This is a genomic window from Streptococcus sp. S1, assembly GCF_034137685.1.
GTDB classification, from domain to species: Bacteria; Bacillota; Bacilli; order Lactobacillales; family Streptococcaceae; genus Streptococcus; species Streptococcus dentalis.
Genome location: NZ_CP139418.1, coordinates 933,695 through 958,330, shown reverse-complemented (window position 1 = coordinate 958,330; position 24,636 = coordinate 933,695). Strand labels below are relative to the sequence as shown.

Sequence of the window (24,636 nt, the reverse complement as noted above, 5' to 3'; positions counted from 1 at the left end):
ATTTATGGTTTACATCGAACTCAACTGAGATTGGAGAAGTTGTGTATTCAATTGTGTCATCAAGAATGCTACTTTGTTCATGATGGTTTTCTCCTTTCTCTTTGTTGTTCTAACTTTACCACGTATTTTTGTGCTTGTCAACGCTTTTTTGAAAATTGTTGAAAAAAGCAAAATTTTTAAGATGGACTCGCAAAAAAAGAAGCCTAGATCCTCTCTAAGCTTCCCTCTTCTTCTATGCTAGTTGCCGGGATTGAACCGGCGACCTCATCCTTACCATGGATGCGCTCTACCGACTGAGCTAAACCAGCAGTACCTATCTACTATATCATGGAGATAGGCCTTTTGTCAATATCCTGACTCATTTTTCTGACAAATATTCTTCCTTAGTGAGGACATAGTGGACTCTTGTCACCATTCTCCCTTCTTCATGCAGGTCTAGCATCGCGTAGGGCTCCTCGTGAGAATATTTCATCCCTGATTTGGCCATCACCCGTCCAGAAGCTGGGTTGTCCTGATCATGAACAGCAATGAGCTTGTTCATCCCTAACTGTTCAAAAGCCAAGGCAATGACTGCCTTGGTAGCCTCTGTCGCAAGACCTTGGTTCCAATAGTCTTTATTCAGAACATAGCCGATACTCCCCTTCTTCAGACAAAGATCCAAATCCAGTAAATCAATCGTCCCGATAAATTTTCCATTTTCTTTGAGCTCGATCCCCCATTTTCCAAGTGGGCTCGCTAGGTAAAAGAGGGCAATATTATTACGCGTCTCTTCTAGACTTTGATTGGTTGGAAACGTATAGCGTGTAACTGTCTCATCAGAAGCGTACTCAAACATAGCCGGTGCATCTTCAAGAGTGACCGGACGCAAGTGCAAACGCTCTGTCTCCACTTCACGATAAGCCACTAACTTCACATATAAATTTTCCATTTGACACTCCTTCTTTAGGGATTAGTTTAGCAAATAACCTAAAGGAAGGCAAGCTCAAATTTTTCTTGCTTTTTATTCTACTTTTCTATACAATAATATCAATCAAAACAATCGGATAAGGAGTAAAAAGGTCATTGAGTCAAGAGAGCAATCTCACAACAATGGCCTTTTTACACCTAAATCTGAGCAAGGAGGCAAGAATGCTCATTGGAATTCCTAAAGAAATTAAAAACAACGAAAATCGGGTCGGTTTGACTCCCGCAGGCGTACAAAGCTTGGTCAAGAAAGGACATCAAGTTTTAGTGGAAACAAATGCTGGGCTTGGTTCTGGCTTTGCGGATGAAGATTACACGAAGCAAGGGGCAACCATCGTTGCGACTGCTGCAGAAGCTTGGGCCGCTGAGATGGTGGTCAAAGTCAAAGAACCCCTCGCTGAAGAATATGGCTTCCTTCGCGAAGACCTCTTGCTCTTTACCTACTTGCATATGGCTGCTGCACCAGAATTAGCGGGCGCTATGGTCTCAGCTAAAACAACAGGTGTGGCCTACGAAACGGTGCGTGACCTTGATGGACAATTGCCACTCTTGGTGCCAATGAGTGAGGTTGCTGGACGGATGGCCGTGCAAATCGGTGCTCACTTCCTGACCAAACAAGAAGGTGGATCAGGAGTCCTCCTAGGTGGGGTACCAGGTGTTCCCAAAGGAAAAGTCACCATCATCGGTGGCGGTGTCGTTGGAACCCACGCGGCTCGTATCGCCCTTGGACTTGGTGCCCAAGTGACCATCTTAGATATCAGTGCTAAACGTTTGGCTGTTCTGGAAGATGTCTTTGGTCACCAAATCCAAACCCTTATGTCCAATCCATTTAACATTGAGGCCAGCGTCCGTGATGCCGATGTTGTCATCGGTGCTGTCTTGATTCCTGGTGCTAAAGCTCCTAAATTAGTGACAGACGATATGGTTAAACAAATGCGTCCCGGTTCAGTCATCGTCGATGTGGCCGTTGACCAAGGTGGGGTTATTGAAACAGCAGACCGTGTCACAACGCATACCGAGCCAGTTTACGAAAAACATGGTGTGCTCCACTATGCCGTTGCCAATATCCCAGGGGCTGTCGCTCGTACCTCTACTATCGCCCTTACCAATGTGACCCTTCCTTATGTCGAATCCCTAGCTGACAATGGCTTCCACAAGGCCATCGCCCTAGACGAAGGCCTGCGCCAAGGGGTCACCACTTACCAAGGTCACATCACTAGCCAACCCGTTGCTACTGGTTTAGAGCGTGACTTCACACCAATTGATGAATTGGTTTAATTTCTAACATAAAAAAGGCAAAGATCTGATGATCTTTGCCTTTTCTTTTATGCTTCTTCTTCCACATCCGGTTTTTCTTTGAGCACTGGATTTGGGATTGGCTCGTAGGCCCGGATAATTTCTGCTACTACAGGATGGCGAACAACATCCTTGGCAGAGAAATGCACAAAGTCGATCTGAGAAATATTTTTCAATTTCTCCTGGGCATCAATCAAGCCGGATTTGACATTTCGAGGAAGATCGATCTGGCTAGTATCCCCATTGACAATCATCTTGGAATTAAAACCAAGACGGGTCAAAAACATCTTCATCTGCATGATGGTGGTATTTTGCGCTTCATCGAGGATGACAAAGGCATCGTCCAAGGTCCGCCCCCGCATATAAGCCAAAGGCGCAATCTCGATAATCTCCCGCTCCATCATCCGAGTGGTTTGGTCTTTCCCTAAAATCTGGTAAAGAGCATCATAGACCGGTCGTAGATAAGGGTCCACTTTTTCTTTGAGATCTCCTGGTAGGAAACCAAGGCTCTCTCCAGCTTCTACAGCAGGACGCGTCAAAATGATCCGTTTGACTTGACCACGCTTGAGGGCAGTCACGGCCAAGGTCACCGCTAGGAATGTTTTCCCAGTCCCCGCTGGTCCAATCCCAAAAGTGACATCATGGTTCTTGACACTATCGACATAGATCTTTTGACCAAGCGTTTTAACTCGAATGGGCTTGCCGTAACTATCCTTGATAATCTCTTCTTCATAGAGAGCGATGAACTTATCCAATTCACCATTTCTCACCATGGTAATGGCGGTCACCACATCCGGCGTCCCAATGGTCATGCCACGATTAACGAGGACCAAAAGAGCCTGCATGACTTGACGAACCTGCTCGCAGCTTTCTTCTTCTCCAATGATTTGGACGATTTCTGTCCGGGCATGAATAGTTACCCCAAATTCTTGCTCCATCAAACGGAGATGGCGTTCGTTAGATCCAAACAAATGAAAGAGATCGTCTGGATGCGTTAATGTAATTTCAACTGAATGTTCTTGCAAATAAAGAACCTCTCTACCTGTGTTTTTCTATTATTATAACAAAGAGGCCGAGAAAAAACCATCCTCGACCTATCCTTCTCTAGTGGGCTTGGTATTCTTCCCAAATCGCATCAAAATCGCCAAGATTAAAGGAAAAGCTGGCATGCTCTTCTAGATAGCGACTGACCTCGTCGAAGTCATCTGTATGCTTGGGAAAAGCAGACTCGTGAAAAGCAAGATCTGCTAGAATGGCCTTAGGAGCATTGCTTTTAGGATTGCGCTCCGTCATCAGCCAAGTATAAAACGATTTTCGCATAAGCCTCCTCTTAGATTAACTCTGTTCCAAACTGGTCTTGCTTGATTTTTTTGGCCTTCATCAAGCCACCCAAGGCCTTTTTGAACTGGCCTTTTGAAATCCCAAAAGTTGCCTTGATTTCTTCTGGAGATGACTTATCATTCAAGGTCATAAAGCCTCCATTGGCTTCCAAATAGGTCAAAATCATTTGGGCATCGTTTTCCAACATCTCAAAGGAGCGTGGCTTCAAAGATAGGTTCAAGGTCCGGTCCACCTCACGAAATCCAATGACCCGGGCATTTAAGACCTCTCCCAAACGAGGTTCTGCATAGCGCTCACTTGGGTGGATAAAGCCCAGCATATTGTTCTCTGGAAGGTAAACAAAGGTTCCAGACAATTTCAAGCGGTAGACAATGGCTGGCCAGTTTTGGTTTTGCATATTGTTGTAGGCTGGACGAGCCAAACGCTGGAAATCTTCCTGGTAGGCTAAGATCCCCCAAATCCGATCTTTCTTATCGACTTCTAAGCGAATATAGAGACGATCGCCCTTTTTAGGCCATAGATCTTTGATCTCCGGTAGGATATCTAGTGAGACAACAATCTGCTTATCTGGAAGCCCTGTATCCACGAAGACTCCCAAATCCTTGCGCACTTCCGTGACCGTTCCCCAGCCAAAGCTTTCTTGAGTTGCAGTGACTTCAAGTGTGGTGAGTCGGAGCTTTTGCTTTATATCTGTATAGGCAAAGCCCTTGACACTTTCTCCGACTTGGTGTGGGCCTTCTGCTTTATCAAGCGCGTAGGTCTGGCCATCTTTTTGAACAAAATAGAAGTGATCATTTTCATCAATGACCATTCCCAAGATGTAGCTTGCTAGATTCGTATTCATGTTTCCTTCTTTCCTCTTGCCTCTTCACAAGAATAATGGAAATAAAACTCAGCCAGCAGTGCCAACTGAGTCTTTCTTTCCTGTAATGGTTGGGATGGATTAAACTTCCATCAATTCTTTTTCTTTGTGAGCTGTCATTTCATCTACATGCTTAACAGCATCATCCGTAACTTTTTGGATCTCTTTTTCAAGACCTTTCAATTCATCTTCTGTGATTTCTTTTGCTTTTTCTTGTTTCTTCGCTTCATCCATAGCATCACGACGGATGTTACGGATCGCTACTTTAGCATTTTCACCCACTTTTTTCACTTCTTTTGCCAAGTCACGACGAGTTTCTTCTGTCAATGCTGGGATGACCAAGCGGATGACAGATCCATCGTTGGCTGGAGTGATGCCAAGGTCAGATGCATTGATGCTGTGCTCAATGTCTTTCAAAGATGATTTATCAAATGGAGTGATCAACAAGACACGCGCTTCTGGAATCGTGATAGATGCCAATTGGTTCAATGGAGTTTCTACTCCGTAGTATTCTACAAAAATACGATCCAAAAGACTTGCATTTGCACGTCCAGCACGGATGCTACCAAATTCACGTCCCAAACTTTGATGAGACTGAGTCATTCTTTCTTTTGCTTTTTCTACGATTGGGTTTGCCATAATCTTCCTCTATTTTCTATTATTTTTCTACGTTATTTGATACAGTTGTACCGATATTTTCACCAAAGACAACCCGTTTGATATTGCCTGGTTCATTCATATTAAAGACAACCAAGTCAATATCGTTGTCCATGGAGAGAGTGGAGGCTGTTGAGTCCATGATGCGAAGACCTTTGTTGATGACATCACGGTGAGTCAATTCCTCAAATTTCACAGCTGAAGCATCTTTTTTCGGATCGGCATTGTAAACACCATCGACCCCATTTTTAGCCATGAGAATGGCATCTGCTTCAATCTCAGCTGCACGAAGGGCTGCGGTTGTATCTGTTGAGAAGTAAGGAGAACCGATCCCTGCACCAAAGATCACGATCCGATCTTTTTCAAGGTGACGAAGGGCACGACCACGGATATATGGTTCTGCAACTTGTTGCATGGCAATCGCTGTTTGAACACGGGTATCCACGCCAACTTGTTGAAGCGAATCAGCCATCACAAGAGCATTCATGACAGTACCGAGCATCCCTGTGTAGTCTGCTTGGACACGATCCATTCCTGCTTCAGCAGCAGGTTCTCCACGCCAAAGGTTTCCCCCTCCGATCACCAAGGCAATTTCAATTCCAAGTTCATGAACTTCCTTGATTTCTTGGGCCATATTTTGGACAGTTTTGATATCGATTCCGACACCACGTTCGCCGGCAAGAGCCTCACCAGATAGCTTGATTAAGATACGTTTATACTTAGGTTCTACCATTTTCTCTCTCCTTTTTTAATCTGTATTATTTTACCATAAATTACGTTTTTTATATAGTCATATCTATCAAAATTTTCTTTTTTCCATCCGATTAGTTTTACCAACTGTAGCAAATAAAAATGGAGTACAAAAAAAGCTACCCGAAGGCAGCTTTTTATTTCAATTAAAGTGAGTTAACATCCACTTTGATACCAGGACCTTGAGTTGTAGTCAAAGTCAAGCTAGTTACGTAAGTACCTTTAGCTGTAGCTGGTTTTGCTTTTTGGATTGTGTCGTTGAAAGCTTTAAAGTTTTCAACCAATTTAGTATCATCGAATGAAACTTTACCGATGATCGCTTGAACGATACCTGCTTTATCAGCACGGTAAGTGATTTTACCACCTTTAGACTCTTCAACTGCTTTCGCAACATCCATAGTTACAGTACCAGTTTTAGGGTTTGGCATCAAGTTACGTGGTCCAAGGACACGTCCAAGACGTCCAACAAGAGCCATCATGTCAGGTGTAGCGATAACAACGTCGAAGTCCAACCAACCATCGTTGATTTTCGCAACAAGGTCATCTTCACCTACGAAGTCTGCACCAGCAGCTTTTGCTTCTTCAGCTTTTGCACCACGTGCAAATACAAGTACGCGAGCTGTTTTACCAGTTCCGTTTGGCAATACCATTGCACCACGGATTTGTTGGTCAGCTTTTTTCACGTCGATGTTCAAGTTGTAAGCAACTTCTACAGTTGCGTCAAATTTTGCAAAGTTAGTTTCTTTTGCAAGAGCTACAGCTTCTTCTACGCTGTAGACTTTTGTGCTGTCGATTTTTTCAAGAGCAGCACGAAGTTGTTTGCTTTTTTTAGCCATTTTATCTTTCTCCTTGTAATGTGGTCATATCGATTTTCATCTCCCACGTCACTCGTCATTTGATCAAGTGTATTGCGGGCAAATAGGATTGTTACAATTAGTCAGTAACAGTGAATCCCATAGAACGAGCAGTACCTTCGATCATACGCATTGCAGACTCAATGTTTGCAGCGTTCAAATCTGGCATCTTAGTTTCAGCGATTTGTTGTACTTGTGCACGAGTTACAGTTGCAACTTTCGTTTTGTTCGGTGTACCTGAACCTTTTTCAACACCTGCAGCTTTTTTCAAAAGAACAGCAGCTGGTGGTGTTTTTGTAACGAAATCGAATGATTTGTCTTCATAAACAGTGATAACAACTGGGATGATCATACCAGCTTGATCAGCTGTACGAGCGTTAAACTCTTTAGTGAATCCCATGATGTTGATACCTGCTTGACCAAGCGCTGGACCAACCGGTGGAGCTGGAGTAGCTTTACCAGCAGGGATTTGCAATTTTACAAGTTTTTCGACTTTTTTAGCCATTTCTTAAATCCTCCTTTGTGGTTTTGGCGGTAATTACAGATTTTTACCTCCCACAAGTATGCTTTGTGCATACCTTTCTATTATACACGATTTCTCTTTTTTTGCAAGAAAAAATTAAAATATAGTAAACTTTTTTTTCGTTTTATGATAGAATGAAGCTATGTTAATCAAAGTTGCTTCTGTATTATTTATTTTTTTAACGCTGATTCTGAGCGGCATCATTGTTCACCTCTTTAAACTCCAAAAAAGAGGATGGCGATCCACCGATATTGCCTTTCCTTTATTTGCCTTGGAGTACTACCTGATCTCAGACAGTGCCTTTTACCACAGCCTCTTACCACTGCTAGCCTTGAGCCTTTCGCTTTTGGCCTTGGGGCTAACGATTTATTTCTTAAAAAAGAAAAAGAGTTTTTATTATCCGAAATTTATCAAATACTTCTGGCGCGCTGGTTTTCTGATCACCTTCTTGCTCTATCTGATCCTAACCGTTAGTTTATTTATCTAATATTGAAAAAGACAACTCTATCTTTGGAGTTGCCTTTTCTTTTATTTCTTCCGATGAAAGAACCAGCCCACTAGTTTCTTGAATACTTGAATCAAGAAGAGAGCAAGAACTGCCATGATAGCGCAGATAACCAGCGTTTGAAGCCTCAAGGGGCTCATGTTAAAGAATTTCCCTAGGATACTACTTGATACCAGAAAAGCTAGGATATTTCCTAGAAGAACCAGTCTCTTGTAGTGATTGAGAGGCTGGGATTCTTGGTAGATGATGGTAAAGCCAACGAAGGCCATCAAGCAGATAGCTGCACTTGAGAGCTCTTCCGACCTCATGCCAAATGTAGAAGACAGCAAGACCAGACTAAAAATCAGTATAAAATCCGTCAAGGCAGCAGGTAGTGCATTTTTAAAGACCGTTTCGATAAAACGCCCTTTGATGCGCTCGCTATTGGGCTCAAGCGCTAGAAAGAATCCTGGAATCCCAATCGTAAAACCACTGATCAAAGACATCTGCGACGGCATGATGGGATAGGTAAAGGCTAAGAGCGTCACTGAGATAGCCAACAAAATAGAAAAGATATTCTTGATCAAAAAGAGACTGGCTGATCGTTGAATATTATTGACCACCCGCCGACCTTCTGCCACGATGGACGGCATCTTCCCAAAGTCAGAATCTAGCAAGACCACTTGCGCCATCTTTTTGGTTGCATCATTTCCAGATTCCATTGCAATACTACAATCCGCTGTTTTGAGAGCCAGAATATCGTTTACTCCATCTCCAGTCATGGCGACTTTATGCCCCTTTGCCTGCAAGCCTTCTATAAGGCTTTTCTTTTGCTCTGGTGTCACCCGACCAAAGACCGTATATTGGCTCGCCGCTTGGTGCAAGTCTTCTTCCGTCAGTAAGGTTCTGGCATCGATTAACCCCTCTGCTCCTTCAATGCCTGCTTTTTGTGCTATAGCTGAGACCGTAGCTGGGTTGTCCCCCGAAATGACCTTAATAGTCACTCCTTGTTCTTTAAAGTAGGCGAAGGTTTCCTTGGCATTTTTTCTCAAAGGATTGGAGAGAATGATCCAGGCCACCAAGTCTACAGGAGCCTCTAAAGTCTCTCCCAGGTGATCTCCCCGATATTTCCCAAAGGCCAAGACCCGATTCCCTGCCTGAGTAGCAGGAATTATCTCCTCTTCAACCTCAGAGAAGCCCTCTCGTAAAACAAATTCTGGTGCCCCCAATACATAGATCCCAGATTCAAAGGCAATCGCCCCATACTTTTTCTTAGACGTAAAGGGCTGAATGTCGAGAGCCTTCCAAGGCTGGCTGACTGGTGTCTTATGAAATTTTTGGATGGCATCCATGGTATCGTTTTGATCCATACTAGCCTCTACATACTGAGCTAGAGCTTCCAAGTCTTGAGTGTCTTTAACTGGACGAATCTCTGTTACTTCCATACCCGGCTCTGTAATAGTCCCTGTCTTATCGACACAAAGGACATCCACGCGCGATAAGGTCTCAATCCCCTTCATGCTATTGAGCAGGACCTTTTCCTTGGCTAATCTGACAGCGCCTAGAGCCAGTGCCAAGGTCATCAAGAGATACAAGCCTTCTGGGATCATCCCGATCAAGGCTCCGACTGTTGAAGTCACACTGAGCTTGAGACTATCGCCTAGGCTGATATAGCTGCGAAGAAAAAGGAGGGAACCTAGCGGAATGATAAGGAGACCAATGATCCCCACGATTTGGTTGACCGCATGGACCATGTCAGACTCCTCATGAGACTTGACCTGCTTGGCTTCCAGGCTCAATTGGTTGATGTAGGAGTCGTTCCCAACTTTTTCCAATCGCGCTAGTCCTTGACCAGCGATCACAAAACTACCTGACATGAGCGCGTCTTGTGCTCCTTTTTTGACCTCATCAGCTTCACCTGTCAATTGCGACTCATCGACTTTTAGATCGCCCTCCAGCAAGACCCCATCCGCATAGATCTGGTCTCCAGCTTGAAAGCGAACTAGATCGCCCTCCACCAGCTGATCGATAGGTAGAGCGACTTCTTTTCCTTCGCGAAGAACGATCGCCTCACTCATATGCAGAAATTGCATCTGACGCAAGATCCGTCGAGAGCGGACTTCCTGCACAATTCCTACCAAGGAGTTGACTACGACGACCGGGACAAACAAGAGATTGTTCCAAGACTTCACTGCTACAAGCAGGACCGCTAAGACCAGGAAAATCAGATTAAAGTAGGTAAAGACATTGTCTCGAATGATCTGCCCTACACTTTTTTCTGTCTTGATCGTGACCTTATTTTGCTTGCCCTCTTGGATCTTTTTCGCTACTTCTTCCTGACTGAGTCCTTCTAATCTATTCATTTCTTTCCTCACTCATGTATTTCCAAGGGCAGTCCTTCTGGATCGAAGAAAAATGCCATCTTCTTACCATCAAAATCATCATAGCGAAGGCCTGTATTCTCAATACCTAGCTGATCCAACCTAGCTAGATAGGTCTCTACATCGTCCACTTGAAAGGCCAGATGACGCAGTCCCGCATGCTCGGGCAAGGGGAGCTTTGGACGTTCTGGGGCCGTCGGTTTGATAAAGAGTTCTAAAGTCAGCTGCCCCTGACGGAGATTGATCAAGATATCTCCGCGTTCGGGACGGTCATACTCACTGACAATCGCAAAGCCCAACTGGTCCACATAAAAATGCAACATAGCATCGCGATCCCGTCCAATGATGGCAATATGATGAATCGTGTCTAACTTCATCTGGTCCTACTTTCTATTTTCTATAAAAAGAAAAGGGAGTGGGGCAAGTGCCCTCTTCCCCCTAAACTTATTGTTGCAATACTTTTCGAGGCTTGGTCCCTTCAGCTGGTCCAATCACACCTGCTGCTTCCAACTCTTCCATGAGGCGAGTCGCCCGGTTAAAACCAACCGATAAGCGACGCTGGATCATCGAAGCACTGGCTTTTTGGGTCTCGACGACGAGCGCTTTGGCCTCTTCAAAGAGAGGATCACCCTCGTCTGAGCCACCCATACCTCCATCAAAGTCTGACTCCGATACATCTCCTGGATCAAAGGCATCATCATAATCGGCTTCTGCCTGCTCTTTGACAAAGTTGACAATCCGCTCCACATCGTCATCTGAGATAAAGGATCCTTGTAGACGGATTGGATGATTTTCATCAATCGGTTTAAAGAGCATGTCTCCGCGACCGAGTAATTTCTCAGCTCCATTTTCATCCAAGATGGTCCGTGAGTCGGTCCCAGATGATACCGCAAAAGCGACACGGGAAGGCACATTGGCCTTGATCAAACCTGAGATAACGTCAACCGATGGCCGTTGGGTCGCCAAGATCATGTGGATCCCCGCCGCACGCGCCTTCTGTCCAAGGCGAATAATGGCATCTTCCACTTCTTTACTTGCGACCATCATCAAGTCTGCTAACTCATCGACAATGACCACGATCAATGGGAGAGGCACTTGCTTCATCTCAGACTGGGCATTGTACTCAGCCACCTTGGCATTAAAGCCAGCAATATTGCGAGCACCCACTTTCGAGAAGAGCTCATAGCGATTTTCCATCTCATCAACGACCTTCTGCAGGGCTCGACTAGCCTTGCGTGGGTTGGTCACCACTGGAATCAAGAGATGAGGAATATCATTGTAGACAGAAAGCTCCACCATCTTTGGATCGACCATCATAAACTTGACTTCGTCCGGACGGGCCTTCATCAAGATACTCGAAATAATGCCATTGACCGCTACTGACTTACCAGATCCGGTAGACCCCGCTACCAAGAGGTGGGGCATCCGAGCCAAATCAAAGGTTCGAGCTGAACCATCTACGGCCTTTCCAAGAGGAATCTCAAGGAGTTTAGCCGGATCTGTTTTAGACTGCTCCCACAATTCACGGAAGGAAACGGTCGCAATCTCTGAGTTGGGCACCTCAATCCCGACCAGAGACTTCCCTGGAATCGGCGCTTCAATCCGCACATCCTTGGCAGCTAGGGCCAAGGCCAAATCATCTGCTAGGTTCGAAATGCGGTTGACCCGCACACCGACAGCTGGTTTAACTTCATACTTGGTGACAGAAGGACCGATTTCTGCCCGCTCCACTGTCGCCTTGATATTGAAGCTTGCAAAGGTTTCTTCCAAAATGCGGATGTTCTGGCGAACGATGTTTTTCTCTTTGGATTGATTTTTCGGCTTATCAGGTGCGAAAAGATCAATGGTTGGAAGCTTGTACTGAAGCAATTCCTTAGGTGTGAAATCCACTTGAACTTCTTCCCCATCATCCTCGAATTCTTCGGCTACTGGAAGCTCTTCGTATGCTTCAGGCTCTTCAGGCCACTCTTCATCTGGCAGGTAGATCTCTGGTGTTGTTGGTGCGACAATTTCGGCTTCTGGGAAGGGCTCTGTGAACGGCTCCTCCGCCAACACTTCTCCTGTTTCAGGATCTACAGGATGCCCTTCCATTGAAAGGGGAGTTGGAAGAACTGCACTTGCTTCTTCTTGCTCTCTTTCAGCTGCCGCAGCTTCCTCAGCAACTCTCGCTTCCTTTTCAAGGAACTTCTGCTCGCGACGTTCTTTGCGTTTTTCCATAGAAGCGTGGAAGGCTTCCGATCCCTTTTCAAACAAATCATAGATGGAGTAAGGACTCATCAAGAGGATCCCCAATCCGATAAAGAGAAGGCCAATAAAATAAGAGCCAATATTTGAAAACAGGAAGGAAATCGGAGCATAAAGAAGGGCACCGATCATACCACCACCGGCAAAACTCTCTACTCGCAGATGAATCAAGTCTGCCATGATTCTTGAAAAGGTGACCTTGATTCCATTATTGTCTAAATGAAGGGAGGATACAAAGAAGGCCTGAAACATCAAGAGAACCCCAGCAAAGAAGCTTAGGAATCCTGAAATAACCCCTTCGTGTTTGTCCAGCCATTTAAAGGCATAGAGGTAGAAAAAGGTCGCTAAAATAGCCAAATAGGCCAAACTCCCAACAAACAGTCGGATTAAGTTGTAGGCCAAGACCCCTACTGCCCCCAATTTCAAAGCCGCAAAGACTAAAACCAGACTAATCAGAATGGTCACAATCATGCGATGAATCGCTTTTTTTCTTTCTAATTCTGCTTTGGACAGTCGTCTCGTCGACCGTGTTTTTTTTGATTGATTATTGTTTGCCATAACTTTTATTATATCACATTTCCAGGCCAGTTCTCTAGTAAAATCATTTCCAAACACGTGCAGAGTAAAACTGAAAAAAATGAAGCTAGAAACCGGTCCTAGCCCCATTTTGATCGGTAGGTATTGTAAGCGAAGATCGGGAAAGTTTTTAATGAAGCAAATAGACCCAGAATGATTTCCAAAAGATAAACACCCTAGCTGTTTGAAAAATGCTTATGGTAAGTCTACGAACGTCTTTTAAACCGAATGACGAGCAAGAAAATAAAGACTATCGTGAGGAAGCTCTGCCAATTCCCCAGTATCTGATTGATCTATAAAAACTTTACTTTGTTTAGCTGATGATTCATTCTTCCGATGGAACTTTATCCACGCTACAAACTCATCATAAGAATAAATTTGTGTTTTATCCCCTCTTGTTTCGTCTGTAACATAAAGTTCCATATTTTCTTGACCTTTCAGCGCAAACTAATGAGTGATTTTATCACACAATTTGCGTTCATTGTATTGTTTGGACGGAAACAAATTTGATTTAAATAGTTTATATCTTTTCTACTTCAGGATATAATTTAGCAACCTTAGAATCAGAAATATTTATTTGAAATGGCTTCTAATTCATTGGAACAATTAAATTTTCGCTTCTTGAAAGATTATGCTTTTATTCATATCTAGTTCATCATCCTTGATTCTTGCTGATTGATAAAGTGTCAACCTTCTCCCCTTTAACAAGTAAAACTAAATCTTTCCCACTCTTTAATTCATATGAAGTCAGCACATCTTAAGTACAAATCTGGTCCTTATCTACGCAATTGTTTTGTTAGCTCTTTAAAGATCTTCATCTGAGATAGAATATGGGATTGACCTAAGCAGAGATAGACTCCATAGAACATCATCAGACTCATACCATAGCTTCCTGGAAGATTGGTCATGATGTAATGAACTGCATGAAAGATGCTGGCATACAGAAAGACCAGTCCAATCCACAGTTTACGATAAAGCTTTGATTTCATTCTTAAAAGAAACTCCGCTCGCTTGTCCAGCGTCTCAATATGAAACTCTTCAAAATTTGGATCTTGCTCCATGGTCATCATACGTCTAATCAGTGTAGCAACCAACAACCAGCCCACTCCAAGCAAGATAGTTTTGTAAACTACAGAAATGGAATGGACCCAATGGGGAACTAGAATGAAAAAGCCAATGATAGCTCCTAGACCAAAAGTCCACCGATCAAATCGGAAAGGCTTTTTTTGATGGTTCACACAAAGTCTCATTCTTATCTTATCTAGGTAATACTCTTTACCAGCAAAACGCATCATATAGATCAAACTCTTATTTCTATCCATTTTATACCTCTCTTAATGTTCATCTGGGGCTCCCCATTCATGATACGGTTTTTGAGGGAATTCATTCATTTTCCAACAAATTAACATATCTCCCATCATACCGAATTTTCCATCTATACGCAACTTCCTTCTTAATTAGTGATTTAATCCAAAAAGAAAACACCCTCGTGGTTGTTAGCTTTGATAGACTGAACCGCTTTAAAGTTCTACTCTTCTACCACTATCTATTCTGAAGAAGTCATCAGACTATTTCCTACTATACCGACGATCACAATGAAGACCCCTAAAAATCCGAGTGGGGTTGGGATCTGATCTCCTAGAAAAAGACAGCCTCCAAATAGGGTGAAGAGAACCTCACCGGCCTGGGTAGCTTCAACAACAGCTAACTGCTGATGATTGTGTTTCACTAAGTTGGTTGCTTCAAAGAAGAGCATGGTCGCGATAACTCCTGAAAATACTGCTACGATCAAGGATTGGAGCATTTGCCCACCTGATGGCAAGCCTGCATCAAGTCCTGCAAAGACGGATAAGAGCAACCAAAAAGGAACACTCATTAAGGTCATCCCAAAGACCCGTTGGGTCGTTGACAATTGCTCTTCTTTACAATGAACCAGCATCTTACGATTTCCCAATGGATAGGAAAAAGCAGCGATCAAAATTAAGATACTAGCTCTCACCACACCTTCTCCCAGACCTCGTCCAAAATATGGAATTTGTATCAATACGATCCCTAACAAAATCAGCAAAGTCATTCCTAACTGTTTTCCTGGAATCTTTTGGCCAAAAAGTGGTGTCAAGAGGAGACCTGCTAAAATCGTGATCTGCCAGGTCGCAGCCACAAACCATGATTCTCCATAGATAGAAGCCATCGATAAGGGTGCATAAAAGAGACCAAAGCCAACCGTACTCCAGAGCAACCACGTCCACGGGGCTCGTGCAATTGCTGATAAGACACCCTTCAACTCACCTTTCTGCCAGACTAAAACAGCCATCATAGGCAAACTAAAAAGGTAACGCAAACTAGCACTCCACATCCAGGAACCACCTGCCAGGTTCATGCTTCGATTAAAAATAAAGGTAAATGCAAAAAAGAGAGCACCTAGGATACCAAACCAAAGGGCTCTCGCAAAATGTAATGATTTCATTTTTTGATGATCGTTCTCCTGTAGTCATCCTATTATACAGGAATTCAGAAATACTTTCATCTGTTTTCTGCAAATTTTCAAAACAGTGTTTTCGCCTTAAATTTTATCAAGATTTGAAAGTATCGCAAAATTAAGGTACAATAGAGAAAGACAACTATGTTGGAAAGGAAGAATATGAAAAAATTAATCGCACTACTATTATTTTCCGGCTTGGCTTTGACAGCTTGTTCGTCCAATAAGACAGACGCTAGCTCTTCAAGCGCAAGCAAAGAAAAGACAGAGCAGACAGCAACTTCTAGCTCTAGTGAAAAAGATCAAAAGAAAATTGAAGAAGAACAAAAGAAATTAGAACAACTGCGCAAAGATTTTAACGACGCCATGACCAATGAAAATGCCGTCTTCCCACAACTCTCAAATGAAGTGGCTGAAGATGAAGCAGAGGTTAAAATCACGACAACTGAAGGCGACATCACTGTGAAGCTCTTCCCTAAATATGCCCCACTTGCAGTTGAAAACTTCTTGACCCACGCAAAAGAAGGCTATTACAATGGCTTGCTTTTCCACCGTGTTATTAACAACTTTATGATCCAAACTGGGGATCCTAAAGGAGACGGTACGGGTGGCGAATCCATCTGGAAGGGCAAAGACAAATCCAAAGATTCAGGTACTGGTTTTGAGAATGAGTATTCTCCATACCTTTACAACCTTCGTGGAGCCCTTGCCATGGCCAATTCTGGTCCAAATACCAATGGTAGTCAATTCTATATTAACCAAAATAAGGAAGATATTTCTAGCAAGCTCCCAACTGACCGCTTCCCAGCTAAGATCATCGATGCTTATAAAAATGGTGGAAATCCAACCCTCGATGGTGGTAACTACACTGTCTTTGGCCAAGTGATCGATGGCATGGATGTGGTCGATAAAATCGCCTCTGCCGAAACCAATGATAAGGACAAACCAAAAACAGACATCAAGATTGAAAAAATCGAGATTTTAAAAGACTATAATTTCAAGAAATAATGAAAAGAGAACCAAACGGTTCTCTTTTTAAGATATTGATAAACATTTTACATAAAATTAGCTAATAAATTCATTGGTAAAAAAAATGAATTCTAATTATTTAAGTCATTCATCTACTGAAACTTTTTGCCATGAGAAAAGTGCCTGAAACAGATTTATTTCAGGCACACGGAATTATTGAGACCTTAGGCTCAATAATTAGTCATGGAACTTCCTGGATTGCTGAAATCATCCACTGGATAATTTCACCTAACGTCCGTACTCACCTAAGGAAAGTTTCTAAGAAGAATCTGAAAAGAGAACCATGCGGTTCTCTTTTTGTCTTTACGTCAATTCATTAAAGTCCCAGATTTGGTCCATCCAGCCTTCATAGAAGTCTGGCTCGTGGCAAACCATGAGGATCGATCCCTTGTACTCTTTCAGAGCTCGTTTCAATTCTTCTTTGGCATCCACATCCAAGTGGTTGGTCGGCTCGTCTAGTACCAAGACATTGTTTTCACGGTTCATCAAGAGACAGAAGCGTACCTTGGCTTGTTCTCCACCGGATAGCACCTGGATTTGGCTCTCGATATGCTTGGTGGTCAAGCCACAGCGGGCAAGGGCGGCACGAACTTCTGCTTGGTTGAGAGATGGAAAGGCATTCCAGACTGCTTCAAGCGGTGTCTGGCGATTGCCCCCTTCGACCTCTTGCTCGAAATAGCCAAGCTCTAGGTAATCTCCCCGCTCGACTTCACCAGCGATTGGTGGGATGATTCCTAACAAGCTCTTCAAGAGAGTGGTTTTTCCGATCCCGTTGGCCCCGATGATGGCCACCTTTTGATTGCGTTCAAACGTTAGGTTCAAAGGCTTGGTCAACGGACGGTCATAGCCAATCTGAAGATCTTTGGCTTGGAAGATAAAGCGTCCAGGAGTCCGGGCATTTTTAAATTCAAAGGAAGGCTTTGGTTTCTCACTTTGCAACTCAATGAGTTCCATCTTGTCCAGCTTCTTCTGACGAGACATGGCCATATTCCGTGTAGCCACACGCGCCTTATTGCGGGCTACGAAATCTTTCAAATCAGCAATCTCTTTTTGCTGGCGCTCATAAGCCGCTTCCAATTGCGATTTCTTCATTTCATAGACTTCAAGGAATTGGTAGTAATCTCCTGAATAGCGGGTTAACTGCTGATTTTCCACATGGTAGACGATGTTGATCACATCATTCAAGAAAGGAATATCGTGGGAAATGAGGACAAAGGCATTTTCATAATTCTGCAAATAGCGTTTGAGCCAATCGATGTGCTCTGCATCCAAGTAGTTGGTTGGCTCGTCCAAGAGAAGGATATCTGGTTTTTCAAGGAGCAATTTGGCCAAGAGGACCTTGGTCCGTTGCCCACCTGACAAGGAGGTCACATCCGTATCCATGCCAAAGTCCATGACTCCAAGAGCACGCGCCACTTCATCGATCTTGGCATCCAAGGTATAAAAATCACGGCTTTCTAGACGCTCTTGAAGTTCTCCTACTTCTTCCATCAAAGCATCGACATCGGCCCCCTCTTCCGCCATGGCCATATAGAGGTCATTGATGCAAGCTTCTGCTGTGAACAACTCATCAAAAGCGGTCCGTAAAACATCGCGAACCGTTTGTCCTTCTTCTAAGACCGAATGCTGGTCCAGATAACCTGCCGTCACATACTTAGACCACTCGACCTTTCCTTCGTCAGGTTGCATCTTACCAGTCACGATGCTCATGAAGGTCGATTTCCCCTCACCATTGGCTCCGACCAGACCGATGTGCTCTCCCTTTAACAAACGGAAAGACACATCCTCAAAAATCGCCCGGTCCCCAAAACCGTGACTCAAATTTTTCACTTCTAAAATACTCATGCTTGACTCTCTTTCATTGATTTCACTCGTATGATTATAACATCTTCACTGCAAAATGAAAAGGGAGCCCAACTCCCTTTTCTTTTACAAACCTAAGTCTGCGTATGGTTTCCGGTAGCCCACTTGAACCACTTTTCCGTCTTTGACAAGCAGAGGCCGTTTGATCAGCATACCGTCTGAAGCAAGGAGATCCGCCGCTTCTTTCACTGTCAGTTGATCCACCTTATCTTTCAAACCGAGTTCCCGGTATTTCATTCCGCTAGTATTAAAGAAAGACTTGATCGGTAGACCAGAAGTTGCCATCCAGTCTTGCAATTCTTGGCTAGTCGGTGTTTCTGTGACAATGTTTTGGCTTTGAAACTCACATTGGAGACCGTCCAATTCTGATTTAGCCTTTCGACAAGTCGAACATTTTGGGTATTCAATAAAGGTATACATCGATTTTATTTCTCCTTCCAGGTAATTCCTTCATGGTGTAAAAGCCAGCGTTTGCGATCAAGTCCAGACGCATAGCCCGTCAGTTGTCCATCTTTTCCCATCACGCGGTGGCAAGGGACTAAGATCGTCAAGGGATTGCGTCCAACAGCCTGTCCTACGGCTTGGGCTGAACCACAAGAAAGATCCTGGGCCAGCTGGCCATAGGTCTTGGTCTCACCATATGGGATCCCTTGCAATAACTGCCACACCCGCTCTTGAAAGGCTGTCCCTTGCGGTGCTAGTGGAAAGCTGATAGCGATTGGCTCCCCAGCAAAATAGTGATCCAACCACTCCTTCACCTTCTCATGGTAGGGATGGACCTGCTCCAGCGCCCCATAGGAATCAGGCGCCTCCTCTTTCGGATCATAAAAATCAAGTTCTACAAGGCCTTCCTCACTGACAATGATCGAAAGAAGCCCCATAGGGCTTTCATAAAATTGTTTAAGATAGAGAGTCATTGTAGGCCGCTTCTGCTCTTTGATCCCAGCGATCTTCTTCTGAGACCACTTGGAATAAACTGGTTTCTGCTTTTCGCTTGATCTTTTGATAAGCCAGGCGGACGCCATCAATAGGGACCTTTCCACAATAATGGTAGCCCAATTTTTCAAGCAGATGTTGCATGACTAGATTATCCGGGTGCGTATCGCAACGGAAATCCGGTCCTTTTTCCCCTTCGATTAAACCTTGAAGGAAGGTCTGAGCCACCCCTTTGCCAGCAGCTTCTTTGGCTACAGCGACACGGTGAAAAGTGACATACATATAGTTGTCATGCTCCCACTTGCCATCGTAAATCTCATTATAGGCCGCTTCATTTCCCTTGTGGACGGCTGCATAGGCGACAACTTCCTGATCTTCAACGGCCACATAGCCACGACTTTCTAGAATATCCTCAAAAATGATCTCTTCATTTGGATAACCATCCTGCCACTGGTCGACCTGTCTTTGAGCCAGGCTTTCCTTGGCATCTTGGATGATTTCCATAATTCGCTTGATCTCATTGGGATAAGCCATTCTAATTTCCATCCTGCTTCCAACCTTTCCTAGTCTTGATGGTAACGAGCATAGAGCTCACTCTTTTGCAGGCCGTATTGTTTGGCGACCTGTTTAATTGCTTGATTTTTCTTCATACCCTCTTGGACCAAGGTGTCGATCTCTTGGATCAAGTCGACCTCTTCTAGGTCTAGCTCTTCTTCCTTGGCTCCTTCGACAATCAAGAGGCATTCCCCTTTGAGAGGATTTTCTTCAAGAAATGCGACTAACTCAGAAATACTGCCACGAGTATATTCCTCGTAGATCTTGGTCAATTCACGAACCAGGACGACAGGACGATCCCCATAGACAGCCAACATATTCTCTAAGGTTGCCTTCACTCGATGGGGCGATTCATAAAAGATCTGGGTCTCAGGATAGGCCACTTTTTCTTGGAAAAAGGCCTTCTGTTGCCCCTCTTTGCGAGGCAGAAATCCATAAAAAATATGAGGTTGAGGGGCTAGGCCACTGGCAATCAAACCCGTTATACCCGCACTAGGACCAGGCACAGCTACGACAGGAATCTCGCGTTCAATCGCTGCCTTGACCAAATCATGACCGGGGTCAGAGATACTAGGAAGTCCTGCATCTGAGACTTGCGCCACATCCTTTCCAGATTCTAAATGGGCGATCAGATCAGGAATTTTCTCCATGGCATTGTGCTCATGAAAGCTAGTCTGGGGAGTGGTAATCTCAAAATGCTTGAGCAAGAGGCCTGTATTTCTAGTATCCTCAGCTGCGATCAAGTCCACATCCTTTAAGGTCTGGACCATGCGGTAACTCATATCCTCCCGATTGCCGATCGGTGTTGGGACCAGGTAAAGCACCCCTGTTTTCTTTTCCCCTTTAAAACTTCGTTGGATCTGCATGCTTACTCCCTAAATAACAACTCGTCACAAAACATACACTCTTCATCATTCTCACGGCGTTGACCATAGGAATAAGTGCAAATATGAAAACCGTCGTTATAAATGCGTTGCAAATTTTCACGGCCATGGTGTTGGGACTTTGCGGATGAAGTCTTCTCAACTTCCCCCAAACGTTCTCTCAATTTATCATTTTCTAAGCGAAGAGCTGTATTTTCTTCGATGACTTGTTTCAAATTTTTCTTAATGGCTTCGACTTCAGCCAAGGTGACCAACAAATTCTGAGAAAAGCCGTCTAAAGCATCAAATAATTCTTTTTTATTCATTCTGACTCCTTAACTTTCTAAGCTCAAAACCATATATTCTAGAGCATTTTGAAAAGAAACATTGGCCTTCCACATGGTGCGAGCAAGACTCAATTTCTCAAGCAACTGCTGGGATCTACTCAAGCGCAACTGCTCTTCTAAAGCCAACTCCATCAAACGAAAGGCCTGGCTTTGTTTTTCCTTATCATCTGCTAGGCTCACTAAACGGGTCACTTCCAAATAAGCACGATTCAAATTGGATTGACAACGTTCGATGAACTGATCACAAACTTTTGCCAGTTCAAAAAACGTTGCATTCTTTTTTTGTTGCTCTGCCTCTTCGAGACTAAAACTAAATCGAGCTACTAAATTTGCCTGAGATTTGATCAAGCCTTCTTTTTCTAACAGTTCGGTTAGGTAGGCTTGCTTTTTAGGAAAATGGACCTGCTGGGCCCGACTCTTGATAGTCGGTAAGATCAAGTTTTCATCGGAAGTCAACAAGAAGAGATAGATCTCACTCTGGGGCTCTTCCATGACTTTTAAGAGAGAGTTGGCCGCATTGGTATGCATCTTATCCGCATCTTGGACGATAAAGACCTGCCGACTTCCTTCAAACCCTGATTGAGAAAAGTCTTGAACGAGCGAGCGAATGCGGTCAGTCTTAATGATCTGGTTGACTGGACGCACGATTTTCACGTCTGAGAATTCTTCTTCTTCAATCAAGCGGCAGGAACGGCATTTGCCACAAGGCCAGACTCCCTGCAAATCTTCGCAAAATTGACTTTGAGCTAGCAAGAGGGCCATCTCAAAACTGGCAAAAGAACCCGTAAAGAGATAAGCATGACTGAGCTGTTTGTGTTCTAAGATCTGGGTGAAACGCTCCACCAATTCTGGCTGGAGCTGTTGGATCTCTTCTAGCTTCATTTCAATATCCCCAAGCGATTTTCTAAAACAGCCAAGACATCCGCAAAGACTGCTTCAAAGGATTGACTGGCATCGATTTTCACGATGCGCTCTGGCTCCTTTTCATACAAGGCCAAATAACCTTGTCTGACTTTTTGGTGAAGCTCCAAACCTTCCAAATCCAAACGATTGACTTCCCGCTCTTGGTTTTTCGCAATTCGAGCGAGCCCTTCTTCGACATCCAGATCAAAGTAAAGGGTGAGATCTGGTTTAAGACCATCTGTCGCGAATTGATTGAGCCATTCGATATCTTCCACACTCAGACCGCGACCATACCCTTGATAAGCCACCGAGCTATCAATAAAGCGGTCCATCAAGACGATTTTCCCAGCTGCAAGGGCCGGCAAGACGCGTTCCACCAAATGCTGCCGGCGACTGGCAATATAAAGTAACAACTCGGTCTTAGCATCCATACGAGTATGGTCTGGATCTAAAATGACTTGGCGGATCTTTTCTGCGATGTCTACACCGCCTGGTTCACGGGTTGTAATAAAAGGAATTCCTTTTTCTTCAAGTAGAGGCAAAACGGCTTCTAGGACCGATGATTTCCCCGCTCCTTCTGGACCTTCAAATGAAATTAATGTACCGTTTACCATAGTATCCTCTTTCTGTTTTTCTTCTTTTTATTTTACCAAAAATAAGGGTAAAAATCTTGTATTTTAGGAGAGAAAATTTTTCAAAGTCATTTTCATTTTTTCACTTTTTTGTTACAATGTTCTTATAAAGTTTTAGGAGACAACCTATCATGTTTAAATTTAAAGATATTCTGGCTATCATCTTGGGGGCCGGCATTTTTTCGTTTGGGATCTATTTTTTAGTCATTCCCTTTCACTTCTATGAAGGAGGAGCGACAGGGATTACCTTGATCACCTTTTACCTCTTCAAAATCCCCGTATCCATCATGAACTTGCTGATCAATATCCCTCTCTTCGTTCTGGCTTGGAAACTGCTGGGCAAGAAATCTCTTTATCTGAGCTTACTGGGGACTTTCTCGGTTTCGGCATGGATGGCGATTTTTGAAGCCATGCCTCTAAGCCACCACTACCATCACTTTATTTTTACAGCCTTTAAAGGAGATATTCTGCTTGCCTGTATCGCCTCAGGGGTTGTCCTTGGTTTAGGTCTAGGGATCATCTTCAATGCCGGTGGAACTACTGGAGGAACTGATATCCTCGCTCGCATCTTTAATAAATACACTTCCCTCAGCATGGGAAAGCTCATGTTGATTGTAGATGCCATTGTTCTGACAACTGTGGTCATTGTCTTCCAAGATGTCCGTACAGCGATGTACACCCTCTTCTTTATCCTGATTGACACCCTTGTGATCGACTTGATTGGAGAAGGTGGTTTTGCTGGAAAAGGCTTCCTTATCGTTACATCTAAACCAGAAGAAATTGCCCAAAAAGTATCTGACGATCTGGGTCGCGGGATTACCTTTATCCGCGGGATGGGCTATTACAGCCGTAAGGACCTGGATATCGTCTACTGTGTCGTTTCACGGAATGAGATGAAACAAATGAAAGACATCATCAATCAGATCGATCCATTCGCCTTCATCACCATTTCTGAAGCCCATGAAATTCTCGGCGAAGGCTTTACTTTAGATAAAGAAAAACAACCCATTAACCGTTAATAGAAATAAGGCTAGATTTTCATCTAGCTTTTTTTCTATTTACTATTTTCCTTAGGTGAGTACGGACGTCAGCGAACTTTCACAAAGTTCCATGACTAATTTTTGAGCCTAATGTCTCAAAAATTCCGAGAGCATGAAACAAGTATGTTTCATGCTCTTTTCTCACGGCGGAAAGTCTTAGAATACACGTCATGATTAATAAAATCATAATTATTTTTATAGAATTTATTAGGTTACCTTATACAAAAATCAGACTGGATTGTCATCCAGCCTGATTTTTTATTAAATTGCTTTTGCGGTTGTTCGAGTGATCTCGTCGACTTTCAAACCGTTGGCTTCAAATTTACTACGGATTCCTTCTAGATCTGTCACCCCATCAATTTGGACTTCGATAACCACACGGTCGTCTTTGGTTGGAATATTGACTGTATTGGCGATGTTATACCCTTCTTCTACAATCAAGTGAATGATTTGTTCTAGAACACCAACCTTATCTTCTGTAACAAAGCGAACACGAACTCCTTCTTCTCCATAACCGGATACTTCAAGGAAGGCACGGAAAATATCACGGTCTGTGATGACACCAGATACCTGCTCATTGTCCACGACTGGAAGAATTCCCACCTTGTTCTTATACATGAGGTAGGTCGCATCTTCTAAGCTAGCAAATTTAGAGACAGTGATGACATCGCGAAGCATGACATCTTTAACCTTGGTCTTGTTCAACAGATAGTTCATCTCGAAAATAGACAAGCTTGTTGCTTTAGATGGACTTGCTTCTGCAATCGTACCTTCTGTCACCAAACCAACCAATTTATCATTTTCAATGACTGGCAAACGGTGCAAACCTTGTTCGCGCATCAAATCTGCCGCATGGGCAATTGTAGTATCTGGACTAATGTAAACCACTTTACGTGTCATAAAATCTTTAACAGCCATAACAAGTTCTCCTATGCTTTTATTAGTTTTATTATACTTGATTTTAAGAATGATTTCAAACGCTTTCAGCAGTTTTCTCTTGTTTTCAAAATTTAGAAAAATCAAACAAGAGGGATGAAAAAAGAAAGGTCTTCAGGACC

At 43.6% G+C, this 24,636-nt stretch carries 26 protein-coding genes, 1 tRNA gene and 2 pseudogenes; 4 read left to right on the top strand and 25 right to left on the bottom strand.

The genetic code is table 11. The features are described 5' to 3' along the window. Positions 1-235 precede the first annotated feature (235 nt). Both SM121_RS04600 and SM121_RS04595 read right to left on the bottom strand, forming a co-directional pair. Positions 236-308 (bottom strand) — tRNA-Thr (locus SM121_RS04600). A gap of 50 nt (positions 309-358) precedes the next feature. Beyond that, positions 359-928, bottom strand: a complete 570-nt coding sequence (locus tag SM121_RS04595) for a GNAT family N-acetyltransferase (protein ID WP_155126754.1) — start codon at positions 926-928, stop codon at positions 359-361. Positions 929-1,128: 200 nt separating this feature from the next. Here SM121_RS04595 and ald point away from each other — a divergent pair, with 200 nt between their 5' ends. Beyond that, on the top strand, positions 1,129-2,241 hold the full coding sequence (gene ald, locus SM121_RS04590) for an alanine dehydrogenase (protein ID WP_155126751.1): 1,113 nt from the start codon (positions 1,129-1,131) through the stop codon (positions 2,239-2,241). A 47-nt stretch (positions 2,242-2,288) separates the two neighbouring features. Here the strand turns inward: ald and SM121_RS04585 are convergent, their stop codons facing one another. From SM121_RS04585 to rplK, 7 genes are all read right to left on the bottom strand, one after another. After that, a complete protein-coding gene (locus SM121_RS04585) occupies positions 2,289-3,284 on the bottom strand; it encodes a PhoH family protein (protein WP_270299351.1) in 996 nt (331 codons plus the stop codon). 79 nt (positions 3,285-3,363) lie between these two features. After that, on the bottom strand, positions 3,364-3,579 hold the full coding sequence (locus SM121_RS04580; RefSeq protein ID WP_003005127.1) for a YozE family protein: 216 nt from the start codon (positions 3,577-3,579) through the stop codon (positions 3,364-3,366). A gap of 10 nt (positions 3,580-3,589) precedes the next feature. Beyond that, on the bottom strand, positions 3,590-4,444 hold the full coding sequence (gene cvfB / locus SM121_RS04575) for an RNA-binding virulence regulatory protein CvfB (RefSeq protein ID WP_320911262.1): 855 nt from the start codon (positions 4,442-4,444) through the stop codon (positions 3,590-3,592). A gap of 99 nt (positions 4,445-4,543) precedes the next feature. After that, positions 4,544-5,101: a ribosome recycling factor gene (gene frr, locus SM121_RS04570; RefSeq protein WP_003005165.1), complete on the bottom strand. Its 558-nt coding sequence runs from the start codon at positions 5,099-5,101 to the stop codon at positions 4,544-4,546. Between the two features lie 19 nt (positions 5,102-5,120). Further along, a complete protein-coding gene (gene pyrH, locus SM121_RS04565) occupies positions 5,121-5,852 on the bottom strand; it encodes a UMP kinase (protein ID WP_003005706.1) in 732 nt (243 codons plus the stop codon). A gap of 163 nt (positions 5,853-6,015) precedes the next feature. Further along, positions 6,016-6,705: a 50S ribosomal protein L1 gene (gene rplA, locus SM121_RS04560; protein WP_003005355.1), complete on the bottom strand. Its 690-nt coding sequence runs from the start codon at positions 6,703-6,705 to the stop codon at positions 6,016-6,018. 97 nt (positions 6,706-6,802) lie between these two features. After that, a complete protein-coding gene (gene rplK, locus SM121_RS04555) occupies positions 6,803-7,228 on the bottom strand; it encodes a 50S ribosomal protein L11 (protein WP_003005369.1) in 426 nt (141 codons plus the stop codon). A gap of 160 nt (positions 7,229-7,388) precedes the next feature. On the opposite strand from rplK, the gene SM121_RS04550 reads away from it, so the two are divergent. Next, positions 7,389-7,733, top strand: coding sequence for a DUF3397 family protein (locus SM121_RS04550; RefSeq protein WP_049495997.1), 345 nt, complete (start codon positions 7,389-7,391; stop codon positions 7,731-7,733). Positions 7,734-7,774: 41 nt separating this feature from the next. On the opposite strand, the gene SM121_RS04545 is transcribed toward SM121_RS04550, so the two are convergent. The 7 genes and pseudogenes from SM121_RS04545 to SM121_RS04520 all read right to left on the bottom strand — a co-directional run bounded on the left by SM121_RS04545 (position 7,775) and on the right by SM121_RS04520 (position 15,398). Further along, complete coding sequence (locus SM121_RS04545) at positions 7,775-10,093, bottom strand: HAD-IC family P-type ATPase (protein ID WP_155126738.1); 2,319 nt, start codon at positions 10,091-10,093, stop codon at positions 7,775-7,777. A gap of 8 nt (positions 10,094-10,101) precedes the next feature. Continuing rightward, a complete protein-coding gene (gene gloA2 / locus SM121_RS04540; protein ID WP_021153652.1) occupies positions 10,102-10,488 on the bottom strand; it encodes an SMU1112c/YaeR family gloxylase I-like metalloprotein in 387 nt (128 codons plus the stop codon). Positions 10,489-10,555: 67 nt separating this feature from the next. Continuing rightward, positions 10,556-12,016 (bottom strand): annotated as a pseudogene (locus SM121_RS09730) (DNA translocase FtsK); the annotation flags it as partial. 140 nt (positions 12,017-12,156) lie between these two features. Continuing rightward, positions 12,157-12,913 (bottom strand): annotated as a pseudogene (locus SM121_RS09725) (DNA translocase FtsK); the annotation flags it as partial. 237 nt (positions 12,914-13,150) lie between these two features. Continuing rightward, the gene (locus SM121_RS04530) at positions 13,151-13,354 is read right to left on the bottom strand and encodes a hypothetical protein (RefSeq protein WP_320911260.1); all 204 of its coding nucleotides are present in this window, start codon (positions 13,352-13,354) and stop codon (positions 13,151-13,153) included. A 353-nt stretch (positions 13,355-13,707) separates the two neighbouring features. Continuing rightward, on the bottom strand, positions 13,708-14,253 hold the full coding sequence (locus SM121_RS04525) for a hypothetical protein (RefSeq protein ID WP_155126729.1): 546 nt from the start codon (positions 14,251-14,253) through the stop codon (positions 13,708-13,710). A 224-nt stretch (positions 14,254-14,477) separates the two neighbouring features. Continuing rightward, a complete protein-coding gene (locus SM121_RS04520) occupies positions 14,478-15,398 on the bottom strand; it encodes a DMT family transporter (RefSeq protein ID WP_155126726.1) in 921 nt (306 codons plus the stop codon). Between the two features lie 174 nt (positions 15,399-15,572). Between SM121_RS04520 and SM121_RS04515 the strand changes: the two genes are divergently transcribed. Beyond that, a complete protein-coding gene (locus tag SM121_RS04515; protein WP_320911259.1) occupies positions 15,573-16,418 on the top strand; it encodes a peptidylprolyl isomerase in 846 nt (281 codons plus the stop codon). A gap of 324 nt (positions 16,419-16,742) precedes the next feature. On the opposite strand, the gene SM121_RS04510 is transcribed toward SM121_RS04515, so the two are convergent. From SM121_RS04510 to tmk, 8 genes are all read right to left on the bottom strand, one after another. After that, positions 16,743-18,284, bottom strand: coding sequence for an ABC-F family ATP-binding cassette domain-containing protein (locus SM121_RS04510; protein WP_320911258.1), 1,542 nt, complete (start codon positions 18,282-18,284; stop codon positions 16,743-16,745). An 84-nt stretch (positions 18,285-18,368) separates the two neighbouring features. Next, on the bottom strand, positions 18,369-18,722 hold the full coding sequence (locus SM121_RS04505; RefSeq protein WP_320911257.1) for an arsenate reductase family protein: 354 nt from the start codon (positions 18,720-18,722) through the stop codon (positions 18,369-18,371). Between the two features lie 5 nt (positions 18,723-18,727). Next, entirely contained in the window at positions 18,728-19,219 is a 492-nt protein-coding gene (locus SM121_RS04500; protein ID WP_320911256.1) for a methylated-DNA--[protein]-cysteine S-methyltransferase, read from the bottom strand. Next, positions 19,203-19,784 carry a GNAT family N-acetyltransferase gene (locus SM121_RS04495; RefSeq protein ID WP_003013419.1) on the bottom strand — a complete coding sequence of 194 codons (582 nt, stop codon included), beginning with the start codon at positions 19,782-19,784 and terminating at the stop codon, positions 19,203-19,205. The genes SM121_RS04500 and SM121_RS04495 overlap by 17 nt, the downstream gene beginning before the upstream one ends. Before the next feature lie 17 nt (positions 19,785-19,801). Then, positions 19,802-20,659, bottom strand: coding sequence for a 16S rRNA (cytidine(1402)-2'-O)-methyltransferase (gene rsmI / locus SM121_RS04490; RefSeq protein ID WP_134974130.1), 858 nt, complete (start codon positions 20,657-20,659; stop codon positions 19,802-19,804). A 2-nt stretch (positions 20,660-20,661) separates the two neighbouring features. Continuing rightward, on the bottom strand, positions 20,662-20,982 hold the full coding sequence (gene yabA / locus SM121_RS04485; RefSeq protein WP_003005416.1) for a DNA replication initiation control protein YabA: 321 nt from the start codon (positions 20,980-20,982) through the stop codon (positions 20,662-20,664). Positions 20,983-20,991: 9 nt separating this feature from the next. Further along, complete coding sequence (locus tag SM121_RS04480; RefSeq protein ID WP_320911255.1) at positions 20,992-21,885, bottom strand: DNA polymerase III subunit delta'; 894 nt, start codon at positions 21,883-21,885, stop codon at positions 20,992-20,994. Beyond that, positions 21,882-22,520, bottom strand: a complete 639-nt coding sequence (tmk, locus tag SM121_RS04475; RefSeq protein ID WP_021153665.1) for a dTMP kinase — start codon at positions 22,518-22,520, stop codon at positions 21,882-21,884. The genes SM121_RS04480 and tmk overlap by 4 nt, the downstream gene beginning before the upstream one ends. Positions 22,521-22,669: 149 nt before the next feature. Here tmk and SM121_RS04470 point away from each other — a divergent pair, with 149 nt between their 5' ends. Then, positions 22,670-23,557 (top strand): YitT family protein, encoded by an 888-nt coding sequence (locus SM121_RS04470; RefSeq protein WP_320911254.1) that lies wholly within the window; start codon positions 22,670-22,672, stop codon positions 23,555-23,557. A gap of 282 nt (positions 23,558-23,839) precedes the next feature. Here SM121_RS04470 and SM121_RS04465 read toward each other — a convergent pair whose 3' ends face one another. After that, positions 23,840-24,496, bottom strand: coding sequence for a CBS domain-containing protein (locus SM121_RS04465; RefSeq protein ID WP_041818341.1), 657 nt, complete (start codon positions 24,494-24,496; stop codon positions 23,840-23,842). Between the last annotated feature and the right edge of the window lie 140 nt (positions 24,497-24,636).